The following is a 25,154-nucleotide window of genomic DNA, read 5'->3' on the forward strand; positions in this document are numbered from 1 at the left end:
ACCTATCGGTTATTCGTTCTGTTAAAGAGCAGTGCCATCCGCTGCGTCGTCTTCACCGGAACCGTTTCGTTTCCGCTGTTTCGTTCGCTGCGTCAGCTGAGGAGACGAACTATACCTGCGCCCTCACCCTCGGTCAACAGGTTTTTTGAGAAAAAGGAGAGGTTTGCTAAAAATCCATCACAACCACCTGATATCAAACAAATTAATACATTGGTATTTTTTATAAATCTCTACTCCACCCGCTAAAACTGACTCTTCGCCCCAAGATTCCCGATTCGAAAAATGAAAAAAGCCCCGATATCCCGGGGCTTTTCTCTTGAAATATGTTTTTCCAAACTTATCCAGCGCGCTCCATCGCCTCAGCTGCGGTAATCGGCATTGATCCGCACATACTCATAGGAGAAGTCGCAGGTCCACACCCTTGCGCTGGCGGCGCCGCGTCCCAGCTCCACCCGCACAGTGATTTCGCTCTGGTTCATCACCGCCTGGCCCTGCTCTTCCTTATATAGGGAATTACGGCCGCCTTCGCAGGCGACCAGCACGTCATCCAGATACAGGGAGAGGCGGTCGACATCCAGATCGGCGACGCCGGCATAGCCGATGGCGGCCAGCAAGCGGCCCAGATTCGGATCGGATGCGAAGAAGGCGGTCTTCACCAACGGCGAACGGGCGATCGCGTAGGCCACGTCCTTGCATTCGGCCACCGAACGGCCGCCGTTCACTTCCACAGTGATGAATTTGGTGGCGCCTTCGCCGTCGCGGACGATGGCCTGGGCCAGCTCGATGGCGACATCCAGCAGCGCCTGCTTCAACTGCTGGTAAGCCGGCTGCTCCGCCGAGTCGATCAACAGCGCGCCGCTCTGCCCGGTGGAAATCAGAATGAAGCTGTCGTTGGTGGAGGTGTCGCCGTCCACAGTGATGCTATTGAACGACTGGTCGGCCACTTCGCGCACTAGCTGGTTCAGCATCGGACGGGTAACGGCCGCGTCGGTGGCGATGAAGCCCAGCATGGTGGCCATATTGGGATGGATCATGCCCGAACCCTTGGCGATGCCGGTGATGGTCACCGGCTTGCCGCCGATGTCCAGCTTGCGGCTGGCAGCCTTGGCCAGGGTATCGGTGGTCATGATGGCCTCCGCGGCCTCGGCCCAGTTCGCCTGGCGCAGCGTCGGCAGCGCGGAAACGATCTTGCCGGCCGGCAGCGGCTCCAGAATCACGCCCGTGGAGAAAGGCAGCACCTGTTCGGTTTGCAGCTGGTCCCGCTCCGCCACCGCCCGGCAAACCGACAATGCGCGCTCGCGTCCATCGAAGCCGGTGCCGGCGTTGGCGTTGCCGGTATTGACCACCAGCGCGCGGATCTGCACCCCGGCGGCCAGATGCTCCTGGCACAGCTGCACCGGCGCCGCGCAGAAACGGTTGCGGGTGAACACGCCGGCGACGGTATTGCCCTTGTCCAGCCTCACCACCAGCACATCCTTGCGGCCCGGGGTCTTGATGCCGGCTTCGGCCACCAGCAGTTCAACGCCGGCTACCGGCGGCAATAGGCCGGCTTGCGGCGGATTCAGATTCACAGCCATGAAATTCTCCAGCATTTACATATATGCGACGGATTGTATAAGAATTTCGCCATTCATGGCTGGGCAAATCGTTTGGCCTACTCCTGCGCCTCGCGCAGGCAGCTCAGCAGCGCCTCGCCGTAACGGGCCAGCTTCAACTCGCCCAGGCCGTAGATGCGCTGCAGGCCGGCCGGGCTGTCCGGCCGCTTTTCCACCAGATCGCGCAGCGTGCGGTCGGAAAACACCGCGTAGGCCGGAACATTGTGCTCGTCGGCCACCTGGCGGCGCCAGCGCCGCAATGCCTGCCACAGCCGCTCTTCGCGCTCGGTGCGCAGCCAGCGGTCGGCGCCGCCGCTGCCGCGCGATTTCTTCTCGTCGGCCAGCGGACGCAGATAGATGCTCTGCTCGCCCTTGAGCAGCGGCCGGCAGGCGTCGGTCAGCACCAGCGACTGGCCGCGGGCGATGTCCACCTGCACCAGCTGGCGCGCCACCAGCTGGCGGACGATGGAACGCCACCAGCGCTGGTTCATGTCCTTGCCGATGCCGTAAGTGCTGAGCTGGTCGTGGCGATGATGGCCGATGCTGGGGTTCTGCCGCCCCAGCAGCACGTCGATGACGTGGCCGGTAGGAAAACGCTGTCCCACTCTATAGATGCAGGACAATAGCTTGCGCACCGGCTCGGTAGCGTCGTAGGTGATGGGAGGATGCAGGCAGTTGTCGCAATGGCCGCATGGTTTGCTCGCCTCGCCAAAGTGCGCCAGGATGTGCTGGCGGCGGCAGCCGGCGGTTTCGCAAAAGGCCAGCATCGCGTCGAGCTTGGACAGCTCCACCTGTTTCTGCAGCTCGGCCATCTCGCCGCCTTCTATCATTTGCCGCAGCTGCACCACGTCGTTGAGGCCATAGCACAGCCAGCTGGCCGACGGCAGGCCGTCGCGGCCGGCGCGGCCTGACTCCTGATAGAAGTTTTCCGGGCTCTTGGGCATGTCGATGTGGGCGACGAAGCGCACGTCCGGCTTGTCGATGCCCATGCCGAAGGCGACGGTGGCCACCATCACGATGCCGTCCTCGCGCAGAAACAGCCGCTGGTTGGCCTCGCGCTCCGCGTGGCTCATGCCGGCATGATAGGCCAGCGCCTCGATGCCGTTCTCCCGCAGCCACTGGGCGGTGTCCTCCACCCGCTTGCGCGACAAGCAATAGACGATGCCGGTGGCGCCCTGATGCTCCTGGCGGATGAAATCCAGCAACTGCTTCTTGGCGTTGTGCTTTTCCACCACCTGGTAGAACAGGTTGGGCCGGTCGAAGCTGGACAGGAACACCCTGGCCTCAGCCAGCTTCAGATAATGAATGATGTCGAGCCGGGTCTGCTCGTCGGCGGTGGCGGTCAGCGCGATGCGCGGCACCTGCGGGAACTGCTCGGCCAGCATGCCCAGCTGCTGGTATTCCGGCCGGAAATCGTGGCCCCAGTGGCTGACGCAGTGCGCCTCGTCGATCGCGAACAAGGCGATCTTCAGACTGGCGATGAATTCCTGGAAGCGCGGCGTCAGCAAGCGCTCCGGCGCCACATAGAGCAAGTCCAGCGTGCCCGCGCGCGCCTGGCGCGAGATATCGCGCGCCTCGTCCTGCGAGGTGGCGGAATTGAGGCAGGCCGCCGCGACGCCCAGCTCCTGCAGTGTGGCCACCTGGTCCTGCATCAGCGCGATCAGCGGCGACACCACGATGGCGACGCCGTCGCGCAACAAAGCCGGGATCTGGTAGCACAGGCTTTTGCCGCCGCCGGTGGGCATCAGCACCAGCGCATGGCCGCCGTGGGCCACTTGCTCGACGATCTCCTGCTGCTGCCCGCGGAATTCCGGGTAGCCGAAAATATGATTGAGGATGGAGACTGCATCGTGCATGAGCGGGACAGGATGGCGCGGGAGAAAACGCCATTGTACGGCAAGGAGGCCCCCGGGACGAGCCGGGCAAAAAAATGGCCGCCAGGTAATGGCGGCCTCAAGTTGGATGGAGACAATGTGAAACGAAGAGGAAAAATGCTCTCGCACTACGAAAGACCGGCCTCGCCGCGATAAAGTTCCGGACTTTCTGCAAAAATCTGCCACGGCGCCGCAAACGGTTTTCCCGCGCTCCCGGCTATGCGACACTGGCGCCATCTTCTGGAGACATTCATGCGCACCCTGCTCACCACCCTGGCCGCCGCGATTTTGCTGGCCGGCTGCGCCGCCGCGCCGCAGCGAACCACGCCGACCCAAGCCATCAAGCCTTCGGCCCCCGCGCCGGCCCAGGCCAGCGCCGACTGGCAGAATCTGGGCGTCTCGCCCAACGGCAATATCCTGAACGAGCTGGACCTGCTGTCGATCAAGCGCCAGGGAGCGGTGACGACCTTCCGCGACCGCAAAACCATCTTCAATCTGAAGAAGGAAAACTTCCTGACCACCCCGCGGCACAAGACCTCGCTCAACACCTGGCAGATCGATTGCGCGCAACACACCTTCCGTTTGCTGGACATGACCTTGTTCGACGAAAACGGCCGCCAGATCGCCAGCTTCTCCTATAATGACGGTCAGATAAAATCCATGCCGGTGGTGCAGAATTCCGCCAGTTATCAACAAATGCTGCTGGTTTGCAAAGGACAACCCGGTTTCTGAAAACCGCCGGATGCCTAGCCTCGCCGCGCCCCGTTCTCTCGCCCGCCGCACCGCCCAACTACAGGAGTCTCCATGACTATCCGACGCGTGGTATTCAATCAGAAAGGCGGGGTGGGCAAATCCACCATCGCCGTCAATCTGGCGGCGGTGGCGGCCAGCCGGGGCCGGCGCGTGCTGTTGATCGACCTGGACCCGCAAGGCAACGCCAGCCATTACCTGCTCGGCGCCGCCGGCGGCGAAACCGGCCCCAGCCTGGCCGACCTGTTCCAGCAGATGCTGAACATCTCGCTGTTTTCCAAGGAACCGCACGAATTCGTCCGCGGCTCCGGCATCGATGGCCTGTCGCTGCTGGCCTCGCATCCCGAGCTGTCCGAGCTGATGGCCAAGCTGGAATCGCGCTACAAGATGTTCAAGCTGAAAGAGGCGCTGGACCAGCTGGCGCCGCAGTACGACGAAATCTGGATAGACACCCCGCCTGCGCTCAATTTCTACACCCGCTCGGCGCTGATCGCGGCCGACCGCTGCCTGATCCCCTTCGATTGCGATGCGTTCTCGCGCCACGCCCTCTATAACCTGAAAGAAAGCGCCGACGAGATTCGCGCCGACCACAATCCCGATCTGTTCATCGAGGGCATCGTGGTCAACCAGTTCCAGCCGCGCGCCAGCCTGCCGGTGCGACTGGTGGACGAATTGAAGGCGGAGGGCCTGCCCGTGCTGGCATCCCCGCTGTCGGCTTCGGTCAAGATCCGCGAATCGCACCAGGCCGCTCGGCCCATGATCTATCTGGATCCGCGCCACAAGCTGTCCCGTGAATTCGAGGCGCTGTACCAAGAGTTGAGCGATCGCTGACGAGGGACTCCATGCCGAGGTTGAACCGCCTCACCTCGCTGCTGTTGTGCGGCCTGCTGGGCTTAGGCCTGTTGCTGGGCGAATACTGGCTGCTGCTGGAGCATGACCGGGAAGAGCGCCAGCAGCAGCTGCAGCACTGGGGCGCGCTGGGCACCGGCATCGTGGTCCTGCAGATACAGAACGCGCTGGAGCATTCCCGCATGCTGGCGCAACAGCTGGCCGGCGCCGACGCCCCCCACAGCCTGACCGATCTGGCGCGCCGCGTCGTCCGCGATGACAGCGTGTTCGCCGGCATCGGCACGGTGGAGCTGGTGGAGCAAAACCGCCGCGCCGCGTTTGAAAACCGCATCGCCACCAGCATCCGCTTCCTACAGAACCAGCATCTGCAGGCCAGCCCGGTTCAACTGCAATACTATCCGGTGGCCAGCTACCTGCCCGACGACGCCAACGCGCTGCCGCAAGGCCTGGATCTCAGCCACCGGGGCAACTCCAAATGGGTGCTGGACCTGGCCCGCCGCAGCGACCAGCCCATGCTGCTGTCCGGCCAGCCGCTGGATACCGGCATGCCGCGCCTGGACATCGTCACCCGCCTGGGCAACGACCATACGCTGCTGCTGCTGCACCTGCGCCAGGACAAACTGATGCAGCCGATCAACAACGAGCTGATCAGCGGCAATCCCCTGCACCATGTACGGCTGCTGGCCTGGGGCAAAAACCAGCCTGACACGCCCTTGCTGGACTCGGTGCCCGGCCGTCCGCTGCCGACCGATTCGCCGATATTCTCCCGCCTCAGCCCGGTCGGCGGCACCGATCTGCAGCTGGGCGCCTACGCGCTGCAACCGGTGCGCCCCCAGCTAGGCCCGGTCGCCTGGATCATCCTGGCGGCATCCGCGCTGGTGCTGGCCCTGTTCCTGCTGGCGCAGCAACGGCAGCTGCGCGGCGGCTTGCTGCTGGAGAGGATCGCGGCGAGTCTGCGCCTGCAGTTGCAGGAGCTCGACCGCACGCTGCGCGAACAGATCAGCGATCGCGAGCAATCACAGCAGGCCCTGGCGCAAAGCGAGGCTCGACAACGCGCGATATTGCAGGCCAGTTCGGACGCCATCATCCTGATTCACCGCGACGGCCACATCATCCAGGCCAATCCGGCCGCCGCCAAACTGGTGGAGCAAAGCGCCCAGTCGCTGGAAAACCTGCCCGTCGGCGTGCTGTTTCCGGAACTGTACACCTCAGAGCCCAGCCCCCCGTTCGAACAGACCGCCCAGCGCCACGAAGGCCGGCCGTTCGAGGCCAGCCTGCTGCGCAGCGACGCCCAGCGCCTGCCGGTGGAGCTGTCCTTGAGCCGGGTGGTGATGCCGGACGACTGGTTCTACGTCACCGTGTGCCGCGACATCTCGCGCCGCAAGGAGCAGGAAGAAGCGCTGATCCGGCTGAAGAACAGTCTGGCCGAGCAAGTCGAGGTGCAGAGCCGGCAGCTGGCGGCCCTGCTGGACGCCAGCCCGCTGGCGATGGCCTACATCGTCGATCGCCGCCTGCGCCAGGTGAACCACGCCTTCCTCGAGCTGTTCCAGCAACAGGGCCTGGACGTGATAGGCCAGCCCACCATGCCTTATTTCGAAAACCCAGAACAATGGGAGCGCACCGGCAAGGCGCTGTACAGCCTGCTCAACGACGGCAAGGTAGTACAAACCGAAGTGAGGCTGCGCACCGGCAAGGGCCAGCTGTTCTGGTGCCGGCTGCACGGCCGCGCGGTCAACCCCTCGGTGCCCAAGCTGGGCACCATTTGGGTATACCAGGACATTTCCGCCCAGCGCGCAGTGGAGGAAACGCTGCGCCACGCCAAGATCCTGGCCGAGGAAACCAGCCGCGCCAAGACCGAGTTCCTGGCCAATATGTCGCATGAGCTTCGCACTCCGCTGCACGCCATCCTAGGCTTCACAGAGATGGGCCAGCTGCGCGCCCAGGGTCTGGGCGACGCCAAGGCGGAGCAATACTTCGCCCGCATCAATACCAGCGGCAGCCGGCTGCTGACGCTGCTCAACGATCTGCTGGACATGGCTAAGATGGAAGTGGGACGGATGGAATACTCGATCGGCCGCGGCAATCTGACGCAATGCCTGCGCGAGGCGTACGAAGAAATGACGCCGATGGCCGGCCGCAACCAGATCCAGCTGAAGCTGAGCTGCGAACCAGAGATGCTGGCGGCCGACATCGACCCCTTCCGCCTGGGGCAGGTGATACGGAATCTGCTGTCCAATGCGATCAAATTCAGCCCGGCCGGCTCGGAAATCCAGGTGAAGGCGTGCCTGACCGAGCGGGACGGCGCCGACTGGATCATGACCAGCGTCGAAGACGGCGGCCCCGGCATCCCGGACAAGGAGCTGGAAACCATCTTCGACAAGTTCATCCAGAGCAGCACCACCAAAACCGGCGCCGGCGGCACCGGCCTGGGCCTGGCCATCAGCCGGGAAATCGTGCATGCGCACCACGGCTGGATCACCGCCGGCAACCTGCCCCAGGGCGGCGCCATCTTCACTTTCGCGATCCCCTGCCATTTTCAGATAAAGGAGGACGACTCCGATGTCTCATAAACTCCTGCTCGTCGACGACGAGCCCTTCAATCTGGAGCTGATGACGGAACTGCTTCAGGATGCCGGCTATGAAACCCGGCAGGCGGAAAACGGGGAAGTCGCCTGGGACATCCTGTCCAGCGAAGGCGAGCAGTACTCCACCGTGCTGCTGGACAAGATGATGCCGGGCATGAGCGGCTTCGACGTGCTGAAGAAGATCAAGGCGGAACCCCGGCTGGAATTCCTGCCTGTGATCATGCAGACCGCGATGGGCGCCGCCTCCAGCGTGCAGGAGGGCCTGGCCGCGGGCGCCTTCTACTACCTGACCAAGCCGTTCTCGCGCGACATGCTGCTGGCCATCGTCGGCGCCGCGGTCGGCCACTGGGACCGCTATGCCCATTTCCGGGAGCTGGCCAACCTCCATGTCGACGCGCTCAAGCACCTGAACGCCGCCACCTTCCGCTGCCGCAGCCACCGCGAGGCCCAGGCGATCACCGCGCTGCTGGCCAAAACCTGCCCGCAGCCGGAACGGGTGGCCACCGGCCTGTTCGAGCTGCTGGTCAACGCCATCGAGCATGGCAACCTGGAAATCAGCTACGAACAGAAAAGCCAGCTGATCGCCGCCGGCACATGGGAGCAGGAGCTGGAAAACCGGCTGTCCGCGCCGACCTACCGCGATCGGGAGATCACGGTGGCGTTCTCGCAGCAGGGCAAGCAGCTGCAATTCGTCATCGAAGACATGGGGCCGGGCTTCGACTGGGAGTACTACCAGAACGCCGAGCCGTCCTCGCTGATGAACAGCCACGGCCGCGGCATCCTGATCGCGCGCAAGCTATCGTTCGACGATCTTCGCTACCAGGACAAGGGCAACCGCGTGGTGGCGCTGGTCAATCAGGGGGAATGACGGCCTCATCGCCGCAGGAGCCCGCATCGCGCCAATAGCGTGGCGCTTCGCGGCGCAGGCAGCGCCAGGCCAGCGCGTCCCCCATCTCCAGCGTCAGCGCGCCGTCCAGATCGGTGCGCAAAACCGCCGCCCCCGCGCGCCGGAAGCGCTCCAATACCAGCGGGTGCGGATGGCGGTAACGGTTCAAGTGCCCGGCGCTGACCACCGCCAGCCTGGGGCTCGCCGCCGCCAGCCAGGCCTCGCTGCTGGCGGTGCGGCTGCCGTGATGGCCGGCGACCAGCACGCTGCTGGCCAGACGCAGGCCAGGCTGGGCCGCCAGCGCCTCCTCCATCCGCGCCGGCGCGTCGCCGCTCAGCAGCAACGCCTGCCGTCGCGTGGCCACCCTCAATACGCAGCTGCGGGCATTATCCTCGTCAGCCCGCCATCCCGGCGGCGGGCCCAGCATGTCGAAACGGACGCCGTCCCATTCCCAGCCCTGCCCTTGCGCGCATCCCGCCGCGTCCGGCGCGGATTCCGGCTGCCCCGCCAACACCCGCCCCACCGGCAGCGCGGCCCTCACGCCCGCCGCCGCGCCGTCGTGGTCGCTGTCGTGATGCGACAGCAGCAACGCGTCAAGCCGGTCAACGCCCAAGCCGCGCAGCTGCGGCAGCACCACGCGTCCGGCCTCGCCCGCGCCGGTATCGAACAGCAGCGCATGGTCGGCCGTCTGCACCAGCACCGACAAGCCCTGCCCCACGTCCAGCACCGTGGCGCGCGCGGCGCCCCACTCCGGCCCCGGCGGCCGGTAGACCAGCAAGGGAAGCAACAGCAATCCGCCCAACACCTTGCCGGGCACGCCGCGCGGCGCGATCAGCCAGACACTGCCGATGCCGGCCAGCGCCAGCAACGGCCATGGCGCGCCGGCCACGTGCCAGGCCGGCCCATGCGCCAGCATGCCGACCATCCAGTAGAATCCGCGCGCCAGCCAGCCCGCCAGCGGCAGCACGCCGTCCCAGGGCAGGGCGACGGCCAGCAGCGACAGGGGAGTCAGCAAGACAGAGACGTAAGGGATGGCCAAGGCATTGGCCAGCGGCGACAACAGCGGAAAGCCGCCGAACAGCGCCGCCAGCGGCGCCAGGCTGGCGATGCCGGCCGCCCACTGTCCCGCCGCCGCCGCGCGCCAACCCGAGGCCGGCCGCCGCCTCGCCAGCGAGCTGCACATCAACGCCGCCACCAGGCCGAAAGACAGCCACAGGCCGGGCGTCAGCGCCGCGAACGGGTCCAACAGCAACACCAGCGCCAAAGCCAGCCACCAGGCCTGGAACGGCGACAGCTGGCGCCGCCACAGCAGGCAGGCGCTGCCCGCCGCCAGCATGAACAGCGTGCGCTGGGTCGGCACCGTGAAGCCCGCCAGCAACGAATACAGCGCCGCCGCCGACAAGGCCAGCATCGCCGTCGCCACTCGGGGCGCGCGCAGCCCTGGAATGCGCCGCACCAGCCTGGCGCAAACCCATGCCACCAGCGCCGCCAGCATCGTGATGTGCAGCCCGGACACCGAAACGATATGGGTCAAGCCGGTGGCGGCGAACAGCTGCCAATCCTCTCTCGCGATCCGCTGCTGCGCGCCCACGGTCAAGGCCGCCACCAGCGCCGATTCGCGCCCCTCGCCCAGCGCGCGCTCGATGCGCGCCACCTGGGCACCCCGCCAGCGGTCCACCCAGGCCATCAGATCGCTCCGGTCCGGCAGCCGCTGGCGCGGCTTGCCCGCCGATCCGCTGGCGAGCAGCCCCTCGGACCAGAGCCAGCGTTCGGCGTCGAAACCGAAGGCATTGGCGCTGCCTCGCCGCGGCTTGAAACGCGCGCTCAACTGCCAGCGACTGCCCGGCGGCCAGTCGCGCCGCTGGTAGTCGTGCAGCTGCACCCGCTCCGGCAGCGCGATGCCCGGCGTCAGCGTTTTCTCCACCTCCAACGTCAGCCGGACGCCGTACTCGCCGGGGTCAGGCAAGCCCCGGACGGTGGCGACCAGCTCGACCGGCTTCTGCCACCACGCCGGCGGCAGCGATTGCTCCAGCCGCCACTGCGCGCGCTGGGCGGCGTAACCCAAGCCCAGCAGCAAGGCTAGCGCGCAGACAGCCCCCTGCCGCAGCCGTGGCCGCCCGCGGCATCCGGCAGCCGCCGCCACGGCCAGGCCCGCCGCCAAACCTATCCACCACAAGCCAGGCAGCGCCGGCAGGAAAGCGCAAGCGACGACGCCGGCCACCCAGGCCACCCACTGCGACATGTTTCCTCCGACTCTGCGGCCCCGCCGGCCATGGCCAGCGTCCCGGCCTACGGTTCCTAGGTAAAACTACCTGGCAAAACAACGGGCAATGTCGATTGAATTTAAAACCCCATGGACTAAACCTATGTCAACGGATGGGTTTTTTCCCCCTGCCGGCACCCCGCCGACGGGATCATCTGACGAAGGAGCGAACGTGGAAGCTTATATCGGCAGCATTATCCCCTTTGCCTTTGACTATCCCCCGATCGACTGGGCGCAATGCCAGGGCCAGACGCTGCAAGTCTCGCAAAACCAGGCGCTGTTCGCCGTCATCGGCAATCATTACGGCGGCAACGGCAGCACCAACTTCCAACTGCCCAATTTGTGTGGCCGGATGCCGATCAGCATCGGGCCGGCCCAACCCACCTATAACCTGCCGTCCTACGCGATCGGCAATTTCGGCGGCCAGCAAACCGTCGCCCTGCTCACCTCCAATATGCCGCTCCATGCCCACGGCACCTCGGCGGTCAATGTCAGCTTTCAGGCGTCGACGATTCCAAACCCGTCCACCCCTGCCAGCTCGCCCAGCGCCAGCAATCCCTATCTGGGCGCTTCCGGCGGCGGCACCGGCCTCGCCACCATCTGGAGCCAGCAATTGGAAAGCCCGGTCACCGTCAAGGGCCTGGGCCTGAGCGGCAACACCGACGTGGCCGGCGGCACCACCCCGGTCAGCGTGCTCAACCCCTTCCTGGCGCTGAACTTCTGCATCGCGGTTCAAGGCCTGTTCCCGACACGACAATAAAACACAAACCTGCCGGCGGAGCGGATACGTCCGCCGGTATTGCCATGCAAGGGGAATGCCATGCTGGACACGCTGAGCAGCGAGGATTTCACGCCGCTTCTGGGGCAATGCTGCCGCTTTCGCGCGGCGCCGTGGCCGGAGGTGGAACTGCAGGTGCAATCGATACGGCAAAAGCCTCTGTCCCAGGTGCCGGGACGGGAGGGGAGCGAACGCACGCCGTTCGTGGTGGAGCTGGTGGCCACCGCGGATACCGAACTGGTCGATGCCGTCGGCCAGTTGCAACTGCCGGCGGCCGGGGAGCTGCCGGCGCGCACGCTGGACAATGTGTGGATCAGCCGCACCGGCGCGATGGGCCGCGACCGGCGCTACTGTTATTTCCAGTTGCCGTTCAACTAGCGCCGCTCCGCCAGCCGGGACCGGCTGGCGGCCTCAGACCGCGCCGGCCATGATGGCCCGGCCATCCGGATGCCAAACCAGCTTGTCGGCCATCGCGCCGGCCTCTTCCAGCACGAAACCCAGCGACTGGTAGACCCGGCGCGCTTCGCCGTTGTTGTGCCAGACCACGGCGGCCAACGGCGCGCCCACCTGCTTCGCCGCCTGCTGCAGCCCTTGCAGCACAGTCTTGCCGTAACCCTGGCCGCGCGCTTCCGGCAGCATGGCCAGGAAAATGATGCGCACCTCGTTGGGCCCGAAATCGACCATCACCGCGCCGACCGCGCCGCCGGCCTTTTCCACGATGAAATGCATGGCGTTCGGGTAGTTTTGCCCCGTTCCCTGTTGCAACACCTGCAATTGCTGGCGCTGCACCGTGTCGATCAATTCGGCGTCGCCGTTTATCCACTGCAAGTCGGGCCGCGCGCTGCGGTAAATGCGGTCGATGCAAGGCGCGTCGGCCTGACGCGCCGGACGCAGCGACAAGGACGGGCATAACGAGGAAAAATGAAGTTCGGCAGACACACATGTCTCCTTGCCAGTTGATGGAAATCGGAACCCCGCGCGCGCCTCGCCGCCCGGGCCGCTACAGCCCCGCCTCGCGCTCCAGCACCGCCGCCAGCTTGCGCCAACCCTGCGACAGCAGGCTGTAGCGCTCGCCGCTCAGACGCGCCCAGCCGGGCATTTCCCGCAGCGGCGGGGCCCGCCGGCCGCAGTCTTCCAGCCGAACCCGGAAAATCGCGCGCAAGGGCACCAGATCATGGTCTCTCAACTCGACCGGAATCGGCCCGCCATACACGGAAGCTAGCAACGGCTGCTCCAGCGCCGCCTGGTTCAAGCGGTCTATCGGCCCCAGCCGGCAGACGATGGCCCAGGTCTCGCCGCTGTCCGGCACGAACCGGGCGACATCGCCGCGCCGCAGGTCCGCCAGGCCGTCCTCATCGACATACGCCTCGCCCCTCACGCCATCGGCGCCGACCACCTGCAGCAGGCGCTCGCCCTGGGCCACCACCGTGCCGGGCCTCAACGCCTCGCTCACATCGGCCACCCGGCCGGCGAAGGGCGCGATCAGCGCCAGCCGGTCCCGCTGGCTCTGCAAGCCCGCCACTTGTTGCCGCGCCGCCTGCCACTGCTGCTGCAAGGCCGTGCCCTTGCTCTGCAGCTCGCTGTTGAAAGACTGCTGCGCGACCTGCCAGGCCAGATCGGCCTCAAGCACTTTGGCCAAAGCCAGACGCTGGTCGAGTTGCGGCGAAGCCAGCTGCGCCAGCGCCTGTCCCGCCCTCACTCTTTGCCCTTCGCGCGCGCTCACCCCTGCAACCACGGCAGCCTCCGCCGCGTAAAGCCCCTGGGACTGCGCCGCGCCCATCACCGCCGGGCTGGACAGCTCGTTCTGCCACGGCAGGATCAAAAACAGCAACAGCAGGGCCAGAAGGGCGGCGCTGCGCCGGGTTTCCATCCGCCAGCGCAGATCGGCGCGGCGGCGCCACCATGCCGAAACCTCGCCGACGATGGGCCTGGCGATGAACCATCCCAACTCGACGAACAACAACAGCAGGCCCAGCGTTTTGAAAAACATGTGGTAGACCAGCAGCGCGATCGAAGTGAACAGTACCAGGCGGTACAGCCAGGTCGCCCAGGCGAACAGGATCAGGCCGCGCTGACGAGCCGGCGGAAAACGCTCGGGCACCGGATCGTCCAAGCCCAGCAACCAGCGCCGCAGCTGCCAGCGCGCCAGCGCGAAAGAGCGGGCATGCAGATTGGGCACGCCCAGCCAATCAGACAACAGGAAATAGCCGTCGAAGCGCATGAAAGGGCTGGAATTGATGGCCAGGGTCGCCAGCCAAGTGGTGGTGGCCAACAGGAAGACGCCGGCGCGCAGCGGCCCCTCCGGCAGCGCGCACCAAGCCAGCGTGGCCCAGGCGGCCAGGGTCAGCTCGGTCAGCATGCCGGCCGCGCCGATCAGCAGCCGCTGGCGGCGCGAAGGCAGTTTCCAGGCGTCGTTGGTGTCGGTGTACAGCACCGGCACCATCACCAGGAAAGCCACGCCCATCGCCGGCACTCGGCAGCCGAAATGGCGGGCGGTCAGCGCGTGGCCCAATTCGTGGGACATCTTGGCCAGGCTCAGCGACGCCGCGATGCCCAGCGCCGCGCTCCAGCCGCCGTAGCCGGAAAACGTATGGGTGAATTCGTCCCAGCGGCGCGAAACCAAGGCCAGCCCCAGCAGCGCGACGCCGGCCATCGCCCACCAGAACGCGGGCCGGAACAGCCATCCGCACCAGGGCAGCAGGCGGTTGAGCCAGGCCTCCGGCCGGAGCAGCGGAATGCGGAAAAACAGGTAGTTCTTCAACAACCACATCGCGTGGCTCGGCCGGCCCGCCTGGCGCACCCGCCACAGCCAATCGCTGTCCACGGCCTGCAGCAACTGATGCTGCGACAGGAACTGCAGCAGTTCGGCCAGATCGTCCTCGTCCAGGCGCAGCGTGGTTTCGGCGTTGACTGCCTCCAGCAGCGCAGCGCCGCTGCCCAGCGACCACCGCGACAGCATTTCGAAGCTCGCCCAGCCCAGCTGGTAATAACGGTTGGCCGCCGGGTCGTGCAGCATCCAGCTGGGCGATCCGTCCGCCAGATCGGGGCCGGCGTGCAGCGTCAGCTCCTGGCGCAGCGACGGCAGCGCGCGGGCGGCCACGCTACCAGCCCAGCCATTGCCGCGCGGCGGTCAGCGGCCGGCGCAGCGCGTAATATGCGAGGGGCACCCAATCGCCGTATACCCTGGCGGTGCCCATCTGCCCCAACAGCGGCAGCCGCTGGCCGTCAGCGAAGCGGGCCTGCAGCCGGTAGGCCAGCAGATTGCCCTCGCCGGCCTCGGCCTTGTAGGCCACCCGCAGCAGCGTGGCCTCGTACGACTGGAACGGCGTGGCGTTCGGGTACAGCGTCACCTTGCCGCCCGGCTCCAGGTCGATCGCCTCCGCCGCCGGCAGCCAGGCGGCCAGCTCCACCTTGGCCGGATCGGCCAGCGTCATCACTTTCTCGCCCAGGGCCACCGCCTTGCCCTGCCAATCATTCCGGTCGGAAAACACCACCACGCCGTCGGCCGGCGCGGTGACGTGCAAGCGTTTCAACTCGCGGCCGGCGAAATCGGCGCTGATGTCCTTCTCCTCCAGCTTGGCCCTGTCCTGCGCCAGCGCGAGCTTGCCCTTGTCGTCGGTCAGCGCCAGTTGGGCGCTGGCGCGGAAGCTTTCCTCCGCCGCGCTGGCCTCCTCCTTCGCCAGCGCCAGCTGGCTGGACAGCACGGTGGCGTCCAGGTCGAACAGCGCCGCGCCGCGCTTGACCGGCTGGTTGGGCAAGACCGCCACCTTGTCTATCACCCCGGACACCGGCGCGCGCAACAATATCGGATCGCTGGGCACCACCTCGGCGCGGGCCAGCACGCTGAGCCGCACCGGGAAACAGACGACAAGCAGCGCGGCGATCAACAGGCGTCTGCGGCGGTCGCCTTCGCGCAGCCAAGTCTTCGCCAGCGCCGTCCAGTCGCGGCGCGGCGCATGCTGGCGCAAGGCGTGGCCATAACCATGCGCCAGCTCCTCGGCCAGCTGCACCTCGTACTCGCTCCATGGCAGATCGCGGGCCAACAGCAACGCGCCGTGCCCGTCCAGCTTTAGCCATAGTCCATGCTCCGGCAGCCAGTGCGCCCATTCCTCGGCCAATGCCTCGGGCAGGATGGACGCGTCGCAACACACGCTGAGCCGGTCGGCGTCCTCTTTCGCCAGATGGCGGAACAAGGCGGACAGCCATTGCAGATAGGGCGCGGTGGGATCCGGCTCGGCCAGTCCGGACAAGACGGCGACATGGGCGCGCAGGCCTTCGCGCCAGAATACCGCCTGGCGGTAAGGCAGCAGGTGCTGGGTCTCGTTGACCATGACGAAGCCCAGGCGCTCGGCGCCGTCGGCCTCGCGGGCGCGATGCAGCAGCTGCAGCAGCGTGGCCAGTTCCCGGCTGCGGTCGGCGTGGCCCATGGCGGCTACTTGAAGCTGGCCCAGCCGCTCATGCCGGGCAGCAGGTTGGCGGCTTTGCCGTCTATCACGCCTATCGCCAGGATGGTCTGGCTGACCGGGTCGATCTGCGCGCCCAGCCGCTCGATGCGCGCCGGGAAGCTGGCGCCCAGCTCATCCACAGCCACGGTGAAGCGGCTGCCCGGCTTCAACGTCGCCAGCCATTTGGACGGCACCAGCATGCGCAGCTCGAGCGATTCGGAGTCGACGATGTCCAGGATGGGATTGCCCGGATTCACGTACTGGTGCACCGCCGCGCTGCGCTTGGCCACCCGGCCGTCGAAGGGCGCGGCGATGCTGCATTTGGACACCAGCGTCTGCGCGTAGCTGGCATCGGCGGCCGCTTCCTTGGCCTTGCCCTGGGCCTGGGTCAGCTCCAGCGTGCCGACCGAGTTGTACTTGGCCAGCTGGTTGTTCACCTTCAACAACTGGCTGGCGGCCTCCAGCGAGGCCTGAGCCTTGCGCAACTGGGCGCGGTAGCTGCTGCAATCGAACTCCACCAGCGGCTGGCCGCGGCGAAAGCCTCCGCCCTCCACCACCGGCATCGCCGATATCTTGGCCGGAATCTCGCTGGACAGGGTGACCGCGTGGCGCGACATCAGTTGCACGCGTATCCGTCCATCGGCAGCCGTGGCCGGCGGCGCGGCCTGCGCGGCCATCGACACGGCCATCACGACCCAGGCCAACCTCATTGCTTGCCCCCGGAGACCGTCCCCTGCCACTGGCTTTCCGCGCCTTGCAGCGCCTGGCTCAGCGAGGCCAGGTCGTAGCCCTTGGTAGTGGACGGCAGCGGATCCAGGCCCAGACTGGCGCCCATCAGTCCGTAGGCGTTCTGCAGATCGCCATACGATTGATATAGCCGCAGCGATGAGAACACCGCATTGGCGTCGGCGAGTATGCCCTGCAGCCGCGCCGACGCGCCGCTCTCCACCGCGTTGCGGGTCTGTTGGTAGATCGCCTGGTCGACGCCGCTCAGCTCATGCTCCAGTTCGTACTGCCGCGACTTGCCCTGAAAGTCCAGATAGGCGACGTGCACCTGGGTCAGCACCGCCATGTTCAGCGCCAGCCGCTGCGACTCGCTGACCTGTTTCTGAGCGTCCGCGGCGCGGGTGATCGGCCCGGCGCTGAACAGATTGAGCAGGTTCCAGCTGATGCGCAGCCCGGCGTCGCTCCAGGAGTTGTTGACCAGGAATTTGTTGCTGTCGTAGTGCTGGCCGACGCTGAACTCCAGCCCGGGCAGCAGCTTGGCCATGGCCTTGCGGGTTTCAAGCGCGCTGATGCGGCTGCTGTATTGCGCCTCGACCACTTCCGGCCGGTTCAGCAAGGCCATCTCCTCCATCCGGTCGACATCCATGCCCAAGGTCGGCACCGGCATGCCGGACGGCGTCGCCACCTGGAAATCCTGGCCCGGCGAAACATTCATGATCGCGGCCAATCGAGGCTTGGCCTGCGACAGCGCGTTGCGCACCGCGCTCATCTGGCGGATCACATCCAGCAACTGGCGGCGATAGTTGAGCGCGTCCAACGGCGAGCGCAGCTTCTGCTTCTCCACCTGGCGCGCATCCTCCAGCGCGGACTGCGCGTCTTTCAGCAAGGCATCGACCCGCCCCTGCAGCTGCTGGGCCCCGGCCGCCTGCCACCACGCCTCCCGCACCTGCTGCATCAGTTGCTGCGCCACCTTGCGCTTGCGCTGCTCCAGAATCAGCACACGGTCCGCCTGCTGCTGAGCGGAGTAATAACTGACGCCGAAATCCAGCACGTTCCAGCTGAGGTTCAGATCGGCGGTGCGATCACGCTTCTCGGTGGAGATGGACGGCACCAGCGATTGCTCGCCGGTGGCGACATTCTGCGACGACGACGCGTTGTCCTTGCTGCGGGTGGTGTAGCCGGCGGCCAGCGCCAGCTTGGGCAGCATGTCCAGACTGGACAGGTCGAGCTGCCGCTGCGCCATCGCCTCCTCCATCAGCTTCACCCGGTAGTCCAGGTTGTATTTGAGCGCCCGCGCCATCGCCTCCTGCAGCGTCACCGGCGCGCTGACAGCCTCCTGGCTGCCGAACATCGTCTGCCGGTCGGCGCGGATCTGGGACTGGCGCTCGGCCAGGCTCAACGGCTGCGGCGTCACCGCGCAGCCGGCCAGCGCCAGCGCGCACGCCAGCGGAACCAATCGGAGTCCGCGCGAGCGCGGCCTTGCCTGATAATCGGATTGCATGTCGCTGCCCCCTTTAGAGCATTGTCGGTTTACCCAGGCCATCCTTATCGCTGTCTATTTTCCGCAGCCCCGCCCGCAGCGGCGAAGCTAACCCTGCTTGTCATCTCCCAGAAGCGCCGCCAGCCGCTGCAGGAAGCCGCGTTGGCCGTGATGGTCGAACTGCCGGTTGAGCGCCAGCTTGCCGGCGGCCGGCGTCGCCTTGCGCGCCTGCGTCGTCGCCTGCCTCTTGCCGAAATTCAGCTGGATATGGCTGTTGCCATGGTGGCCGGTCTTGTCCTGCACCCGGATGTCGATCGAAACCGGCTTGTTCCATCCCGCCGGCGCCTGCCCGGAAAAACGGCCGGTCGCCGGATCGAACTTCAGCCAGGCCGGCAGAGGCTGGCCATTGCTCTGGCGCGCCACGATGCTGAGGTTGGCTGAAGACTCGCGGCTGATGATGGTGGCCGGCGGCAACACGATGGTGAACGACTGCCCCGCGGCCACCGGACGCACGCCCAGGTCCGGATTCACCTGCAGGGCGATGGTCGGATTGCTGGCGGTGTTGCTGACGAAGGAGGGCGCGCCGCCGTTGACATTGTCCAGCCCGTTGACGCCCAGCGACGGCGCATTGGCATGCGAGGCGTCAGACAACAGATTCTGCGCCGCGTTGTCGGCATGCTCGTTGCCGGTGGCGACGGCCGGCGTGCCCCCCACCGCCGCCAGCACGATATTGGGCGTGATGGGCGGCAGCTGGATAGTGTTGGCGGCCACGGCCGGCGGCGTCGAAATGACTGCGGATACCGGGATCACAACGTTGTCAGTCGTCTGCTGCGCGCTGACTTGATACGACGGCACGGTCGCCGATCCGGACAACAGATTGCCGGCCTTGTCGCTGACCGTTCCGCTCTTGATCGCCACCGACAGCGAGCCGGAGCCGCCGACGCCGGTCAACTGGACGGCATACGTGGTGGCATTGATCGCGGTCACGCTGGAAATCGTGCCGCGCGCGCTGCCGCCAGTGACCAAGCTCAGGTTATCCGCGGTGAACGAAGCCACCGGCTTGCTGAACGTCACTTGATAAGACAGCGTGCTGGCTGTCGTATTCAGCGGGCTGGTGGCGCTGATCGTGGCTTGAGGGGCCGTGGTATCCACCGTGATGTTGTAGCCGCTCGACTGGCCGCTGATGTTGCCGGCGGCGTCGGTCGCCGTCGCCCGGATGCTGTGATTGCCGTCGGCCAACGGGCTGGCCAGGTTGTAGCTCCACGCGCCGCTGCCGTTCGCGGTGGCGGTGCCCACCGCCGTCCCATCGACATACACCGTCACCATACTGTTCGCCTCGGCCATGCCCTGCACCGTCGGCTGGTTGTTGTCGGTGATGCCGTCGCTATGGCTTACCCCGGTATCGGTCGCCGTGCTAAGCGCCAGTCCGGAAGGCGCAGACGGCGCGGCGGTGTCCACCGTGATGTTGTAGCCGCTCGACTGGCCGCTGATATTGCCGGCGGCGTCGGTCGCCGTCGCCCGGATGCTGTGATTGCCGTCGGCCAACGGGCTGGCCAGGTTGTAGCTCCACGCGCCGCTGCCGTTGGCGGTGGCGGTGCCCACCGCCGTCCCATCGACATACACCGTCACCGTACTGTTCGCCTCGGCCGTGCCTTGCACCGTCGGCTGGTTGTTGTCGGTGATACCGTCGCTATGGCTGCTGCCGGTATCGCTGGCCGCGCTAAGCGCCAGGCCGGACGGCGCCGACGGCGCTGCGGTGTCGATGGTGATGCCGTACGCCGACGACTGGCCGCTGATGTTGCCCGCCGCGTCGGTGGCAGTCGCCCGGATGCTGTGGCTGCCATCGGCCAGCGGGCTGCTCAGGTTGTAGCTCCAGGCGCCGCTGCCGTCCGCGGTGGCGGTGCCCACCGCTGTTCCATCCACGTACACCACCACCGTACTGCCCGCCTCGGCCGTGCCTTGCACCGTCGGCTGGTTGTTGTCGGTGATGCCGTCGCTATGGCTGCTGCCGGTGTCCGACGCCGCGGTCAGGCCGCTGACGGCAGGCGCGCCGGGCGCCGTGGTGTCGATGGTGATGCTGTAAGCCGCCGACAGCGTGCTGACATTGCCAGCGATGTCCGTCGCCGTCACCCGCGCGCCATGGTTGCCGTCCGGCAGGCTGGCGCTCAGGTTGTAGCTCCAAGCGCCGCTGCCATTCGCGGTGGCGGTGCCTACCTGGACGCCGTCGATGTACACCGTCACCGTGCTGTTGGCCGGCGCGGTGCCTTGCAGAGTGGGCGTGTTGTCGCTGGTGACGCCGTCGCTGTGGCTGCTGCCGGTGTCCGTCGCCGCGCTCAGCCCGCTGATCGCCGGCGTCGATGGCGTCGCGGTATCGATAGTGACGCTGTAAGCCGTCGCCTGGCCGCTGACATTGCCGGCCGTGTCGGTCGCTGTCGCCCGGATGCTGTGGTTGCCGTCGGCCAGGCTGCTGACGATGTTGTAGATCCAGGCGCCGGCATTATCCGCCGTCGCCGTGCCCACCGCCGAGCCATCGATGTAGACCGTCACCGTGCTGTTGGCTTCGGCCGTGCCCTGCACCGTCGGCGTGTTGACGCTGGTGACGCCGTCGCTGTGGCTGCTGCCGGTGTCGGTGGCGGCGGTCAGGCCCGTCACCGTCGGCGCGCTGGGCGCGGCGGTGTCTATGGTAACGCTGTAGCCGGAGGAGACGCCGCTGTTGACGCCGCCGCTGCTGGCCATCGCCGTGATCGCGTGGCTGCCGTCCGCGAGGCTGGAGACGAAGTTGTAGCTCCACGCGCCGCTGCCGTCGGCGGTCGTGGTGCCGACGCTGACGCCGTCGACATAGACCGTGACGGTGCTGCTGGCGGTGGCGGTGCCGGTCACCGTCGGCGTGTTATCGCTGGTGATGCCGTCGGAGCTGCTGCTGCCGGTGTCTGTGCCCGCCGTCAGGCCGGCTACCGTCGGCGTCGGCAGCTGAATGGCGATGTTGCGGGTGACGGCGGAGCTGTTCACCGTGCCGTCGTTGACGACGAAGCTGATGACCCGGGTCGCGGTATTCGGCGAGCCGGCCGTGTCGTTGTAGGTCACCGCCCGCAGCGCGGCCTGCCACTGCGCCACCGTCGCCGTCGCGCCGCTGGAGGTCAGCGTCAGCACGCCGGTGCCGCTGTTGTAGCTGGCGACGATGTTGCCAAAGCTGCTGGAGCTGGTGTTGCTGAACGCCAGCACATCCTCGCCGCTGTGGAAGTTGCCGGTGATCGACACCGTCGACGACGCCAGCGTCGCGTTGTCGCGATCGGATACGGTGATGCCGCTGTCCACCGCCACCGGCGTCGGCGTGCCGCTGATGGTGTAGCTGCCGTTGGCGCCGGAGACGGTGGCGATCGGCGTTTGATCGGTATCCGCCACCGTCACGGTGCGTGTCGCGGCGGCGCTGTTCTTGGTGCCGTCGTTGACGACGAAGCTGACGGTGCGGGTGGCGTTGTTGGGCGTGATCGCGCTGTCGGTGTAAGTCGTTGCGCGCAGGGCCGCCTGCCACTGGGCCAGCGTGGCCGTCGCGCCGCTGGACGTCAGCGTCAGCACGCCGGTGCCGCTGTTGTAGCTGGCGACGATATTGCCGAAGGTGGTGGAGTTGGTGTTGCTGAACGCCAGCACATCCTCGCCGCTGTGGAAGTTGCCGGTAATCGACACCGTCGCGCTGGCCAGCGTGGCGTTGTCGAGGTCGGACACGGTAAAGCCGCCGTCCACCGCCACCGGCGTCGACGTCACATTGTTGCCGGCGGTGAAGGCGGCGCTGCCGCCGCTGGCGGTGGCGATCGGCGTCTGGTCGGTGTCGGTTACCGTCACCGTCCGCGTCGCCGCCGCGCTGTTCTTGGTGCCGTCGTTGACCACGAAGCTGATGGTGCGGGTGGCGTTGTTCGGCGTCACCGCGCTGTCGGTGTAAGTCACCGCCCGCATCGCCGCCTGCCATTGCGCGACCGTAGCCGTCGCGCCGCTGGAAGTCAGCGTCAGCACGCCTGTGCCGCTGTTGTAGCTGGCGACGATGTTGCCGTAGGTGGACGCGCTGGTGTTGCTGAACGCCAGCACATCCTCGCCGCTGTGGAAGTTGCCGGTGATGGACACCGTGCCGCTGGCCAGGGTGGTGTTGTCGAGGTCGGACACGGTGATGCCGCCGTCCACCGCCACCGGCGTCGAGGTGGCGTTGTCGCCGGCGGTGAAGGCCGCGCTGCCGCTGCTGGCGGTGGCGATAGGCGTCTGGTCGGTGTCGGCCACCGTCACCGTCCGCGTCACCGCGCTGCTGGTGTTGCTGCTGCCGTCCGCCACCTGGAAGCTGATGGTTCGGGTGGAGCTGTTCGGCGTCACCGCGCTGTCGGTGTAGGTCACCGCCCGCAGCGCGGCCTGCCATTGGGCGATGGTGGCCGTCGCGCCGCTGGAGGTCAGCGTCAGCACCCCGGTGCCGCTGTTGTAGCTGGCGACGATGTTGCCGTAGGTGGTGGCGTTGGTGTTGCTGAACGCCAGCACGTCTTCGCCGCTGTGGAAGTTGCCGGTGACGGACACCGTGCCGCTGGCCAGCGTGCTGCTGGCGTTGTCGACGATGGCGATGCCGCCGTCCACCGCCACCGGCGTCGAGGTGGCGTTGTCGCCGGCGGTGAAGGCCGCGCTGCCGCCGCTGGCGGTGAGCAGCGCCGCGTTGCTGATCGCCATCGTCACGCTGGCGGCGCTGCTGGTGCCGCCGCGGCCGTCGTTGACCGTCACCTGCACGGTGCGGGTGGCGGTGTTGGGCGTGCCGGCGGTGTCGTTGAAGGTCAGCGCGTTGACCAGCAAGCCCACCCTGGAGGCGGTGGCGTTGCTGTTGAAATCGACGATCAGGTCCTGGCCGCCGCTGCCCACCCCGCTGCTGTCTATGGTGCCGACCGCCACGCCGCCCACCGACACCGTGCTGCCCGAATTGGTGCCGTTGCTGAGCGTGACGGTGCCGGCGGTGCTGATGCCGAGCACGTCCTCGCCGCTATGGCCGTTGGCGGAGATGTGCACCGTCAGGTTGCCGCCGTTGAAATTCGAAGTATCGCTGTCGCTGACGGTGGCGGCGGTACCGGTGTCCAGGCTCACCGCGCCGCTGCCGGCGTAGTAGGTATTGCTGTCGCCGTTCAGGTTGCCGATCACCGGCGCCGCGTCGGCGGCCACGGTGACGGTCTTGGTCACAGTGGAACTCGTGTTGCTGCTGGCGTCGGTGATGGCGAAGCTGAGGGTGCGGGTACTGGTGTTGGGCGACAGCGAAGTGTCCCGATAGGTCACCGCCTCCAGCGCCGACTGCCACTGGGCGTTGGTGGCGGTGGAGCCGCTGGAGGTCAGCGTCAGCACGCCGGTGCCGCTGTTGTAGCTGGCGACGATATTGCCGAAGGTGGTGGAGTTGGTGTTGCTGAACGCCAGCGCGTCCTCGCTGCTGTGGAAGTTGCCGGTGATGGACACCGTGGCGCTGGTCTGCGTCGAGGCCGCGGTGTCGCTGAGCGTGATGCCGCTGTCCACCGCCACCGCGTTGCCGTTGCCGGAGCTGTAGGCGCTGCTGCCGCCGCTGGCGGTCAGCGTCGGCCCCGGGAAATGGAAATTGATGGCGTTGATGCTGCCCACCCCCACCATGCCGGTGATGTTGTGGCCCGAGGCCGCCAGCAGCCGGAAGGAGTCTATGCCCTGGAAGGCGCTATTGCCGGAAACGTTGAAGGTCACCAGCGTGCCGCCGCCCTGCAGCACATCGCCCACAGACTGGGTCAATGTCGCGCCAGACACCGCGGAGCCATTCAAATAGCCAACCAGTTGAACACTGCCGCCGGTGGTGCCGGAATCGTAGCCATTGAGCACCACGCCGATGGAGTTGAGCGTGAACAGGCTGCCGTCGTTGGGCTTGACGCTCAGATAGGTGATGGGAATGGTGCCGTCGGAATAGCCGTCCACGGTTTCCGCGGTGCTGGGCTTTTCGACGATGATGGACTGGTTGCCGTTGTTGGTCTGGCCCAGCTGCATGACGAAATTCCAGCCGTTCAGGTTGGTCGCCGTGTCCGTGCTGCCAGACGGGTTGTAGACCGCGCCGTCCAGGTTGTCGAAGGTGGTGGTGCCGCTGGTCGGCTGGGTCAGCAGGCCGACATAGCCCGGCAGATCCAGCGTCGCCGCGTGCAGCTTGCCGGTGGCGTATTCCAGCGTCCAGTCGCCGCCCAAGCTGGCGGCGCCGGTGGCGTCGGTGGAGCCGGCGGTCACCCGGCCGCTTTCGCGGGCGATGGCGTTGACCAGCGCCGCGCCGTCGCTGCCCTCGGCCACGTCGCAGCCGTACAGCAGGATGTCGCCGCCGGGGCGCAGCGCCTGGCCTATGGCGGCCAGCTCGGCCTGATAGCTGGCGACATTGGCGGTGGTTAGCTGGGCGGTGCCCAGTTGCAGATCGTTTTCCTGGCCGTGGGAAATGATATGGATGGCGCTGTAGCCGCTATGGGTTTGCGCCCACTGCGCGATCTGCGCCAGGCCGTCCTTGCTGCTGTCCAGAATCACCACCTGGTAATTGGCCGGCAGCTGGGCGATCAGGCTCTGGTAATTGACGACATTGGACTCGACGAACACCACCTGCGGCCCCTGCGCATGGGTATCGCGCGCGCTGGCGGCATCCCGCGGCGGGGCGACGGCTGCGGCCTCGCCGTGTCGCTGCTGCGCGTCGACGCGCGCCGCGTCGTGCGCGGGGTCGACATGATGCGCGGCCTCGCCGACCGAAGCCGCCACCGCGCCGTCGAACATCATCCTGGGCTCCAGCGCCTGCAGCAGCAAACGGCCGGCCGGACGTCCAGCCTGTTTGGCCGATTCCCGGCCCGTCGATTTCCACCACGCCATGTTCCTGCTCCCGCGCCTGCGCTACGGCTGCCGCCGATTGCGTTTGAATAAAATTATCCCTT

15 protein-coding genes are annotated in these 25,154 nt (G+C 66.8%); 6 read left to right on the forward strand and 9 right to left on the reverse strand.

The window, feature by feature from the left end:
* Positions 1–359: 359 nt before the first annotated feature.
* Entirely contained in the window at positions 360–1,577 is a 1,218-nt protein-coding gene (gene argJ / locus ACX17K_RS21095) for a bifunctional glutamate N-acetyltransferase/amino-acid acetyltransferase ArgJ (RefSeq protein WP_493776304.1), read from the reverse strand.
* 77 nt (positions 1,578–1,654) lie between these two features.
* Positions 1,655–3,451, reverse strand: a complete 1,797-nt coding sequence (gene recQ, locus ACX17K_RS21100; RefSeq protein WP_331275066.1) for a DNA helicase RecQ — start codon at positions 3,449–3,451, stop codon at positions 1,655–1,657.
* Between the two features lie 270 nt (positions 3,452–3,721).
* Here recQ and ACX17K_RS21105 point away from each other — a divergent pair, with 270 nt between their 5' ends.
* The 4 genes from ACX17K_RS21105 (at position 3,722) to ACX17K_RS21120 (ending at position 8,521) form a co-directional block, all read left to right on the forward strand.
* A complete protein-coding gene (locus ACX17K_RS21105; protein ID WP_231177466.1) occupies positions 3,722–4,201 on the forward strand; it encodes a surface-adhesin E family protein in 480 nt (159 codons plus the stop codon).
* A gap of 72 nt (positions 4,202–4,273) precedes the next feature.
* Positions 4,274–5,050: a ParA family protein gene (locus ACX17K_RS21110; protein WP_221666110.1), complete on the forward strand. Its 777-nt coding sequence runs from the start codon at positions 4,274–4,276 to the stop codon at positions 5,048–5,050.
* An 11-nt stretch (positions 5,051–5,061) separates the two neighbouring features.
* A complete protein-coding gene (locus tag ACX17K_RS21115) occupies positions 5,062–7,638 on the forward strand; it encodes a sensor histidine kinase (RefSeq protein WP_493776305.1) in 2,577 nt (858 codons plus the stop codon).
* Positions 7,628–8,521, forward strand: coding sequence for a response regulator (locus ACX17K_RS21120; protein WP_493776306.1), 894 nt, complete (start codon positions 7,628–7,630; stop codon positions 8,519–8,521). The genes ACX17K_RS21115 and ACX17K_RS21120 overlap by 11 nt, the downstream gene beginning before the upstream one ends.
* Here ACX17K_RS21120 and ACX17K_RS21125 read toward each other — a convergent pair.
* Positions 8,505–10,781, reverse strand: coding sequence for a DNA internalization-related competence protein ComEC/Rec2 (locus ACX17K_RS21125; RefSeq protein WP_493776307.1), 2,277 nt, complete (start codon positions 10,779–10,781; stop codon positions 8,505–8,507). The genes ACX17K_RS21120 and ACX17K_RS21125 overlap by 17 nt on opposite strands.
* Positions 10,782–10,974: 193 nt before the next feature.
* On the opposite strand from ACX17K_RS21125, the gene ACX17K_RS21130 reads away from it, so the two are divergent.
* Both ACX17K_RS21130 and ACX17K_RS21135 read left to right on the forward strand, forming a co-directional pair.
* Positions 10,975–11,562: a phage tail protein gene (locus ACX17K_RS21130; RefSeq protein ID WP_493776308.1), complete on the forward strand. Its 588-nt coding sequence runs from the start codon at positions 10,975–10,977 to the stop codon at positions 11,560–11,562.
* A 60-nt stretch (positions 11,563–11,622) separates the two neighbouring features.
* Positions 11,623–11,958, forward strand: coding sequence for a DUF6916 family protein (locus ACX17K_RS21135; RefSeq protein WP_493776309.1), 336 nt, complete (start codon positions 11,623–11,625; stop codon positions 11,956–11,958).
* A gap of 33 nt (positions 11,959–11,991) precedes the next feature.
* Here ACX17K_RS21135 and ACX17K_RS21140 read toward each other — a convergent pair whose 3' ends face one another.
* From ACX17K_RS21140 to ACX17K_RS21165, 6 genes are all read right to left on the reverse strand, one after another.
* Entirely contained in the window at positions 11,992–12,519 is a 528-nt protein-coding gene (locus ACX17K_RS21140; protein ID WP_493776310.1) for a GNAT family N-acetyltransferase, read from the reverse strand.
* A gap of 61 nt (positions 12,520–12,580) precedes the next feature.
* Positions 12,581–14,680, reverse strand: a complete 2,100-nt coding sequence (locus ACX17K_RS21145) for a site-2 protease family protein (RefSeq protein WP_493776311.1) — start codon at positions 14,678–14,680, stop codon at positions 12,581–12,583.
* Position 14,681: 1 nt separating this feature from the next.
* Complete coding sequence (locus tag ACX17K_RS21150) at positions 14,682–16,007, reverse strand: efflux RND transporter periplasmic adaptor subunit (protein WP_493776312.1); 1,326 nt, start codon at positions 16,005–16,007, stop codon at positions 14,682–14,684.
* 5 nt (positions 16,008–16,012) lie between these two features.
* Positions 16,013–16,735: an efflux RND transporter periplasmic adaptor subunit gene (locus ACX17K_RS21155; RefSeq protein WP_493776313.1), complete on the reverse strand. Its 723-nt coding sequence runs from the start codon at positions 16,733–16,735 to the stop codon at positions 16,013–16,015.
* Positions 16,732–18,252 (reverse strand): TolC family protein, encoded by a 1,521-nt coding sequence (locus ACX17K_RS21160; RefSeq protein WP_493776314.1) that lies wholly within the window; start codon positions 18,250–18,252, stop codon positions 16,732–16,734. The genes ACX17K_RS21155 and ACX17K_RS21160 overlap by 4 nt, the downstream gene beginning before the upstream one ends.
* Before the next feature lie 87 nt (positions 18,253–18,339).
* The gene (locus ACX17K_RS21165; RefSeq protein ID WP_493776315.1) at positions 18,340–25,092 is read right to left on the reverse strand and encodes an Ig-like domain-containing protein; all 6,753 of its coding nucleotides are present in this window, start codon (positions 25,090–25,092) and stop codon (positions 18,340–18,342) included.
* Positions 25,093–25,154: the final 62 nt, after the last annotated feature.

The organism is Chromobacterium sp. INPA-IVC (assembly GCF_059047085.1).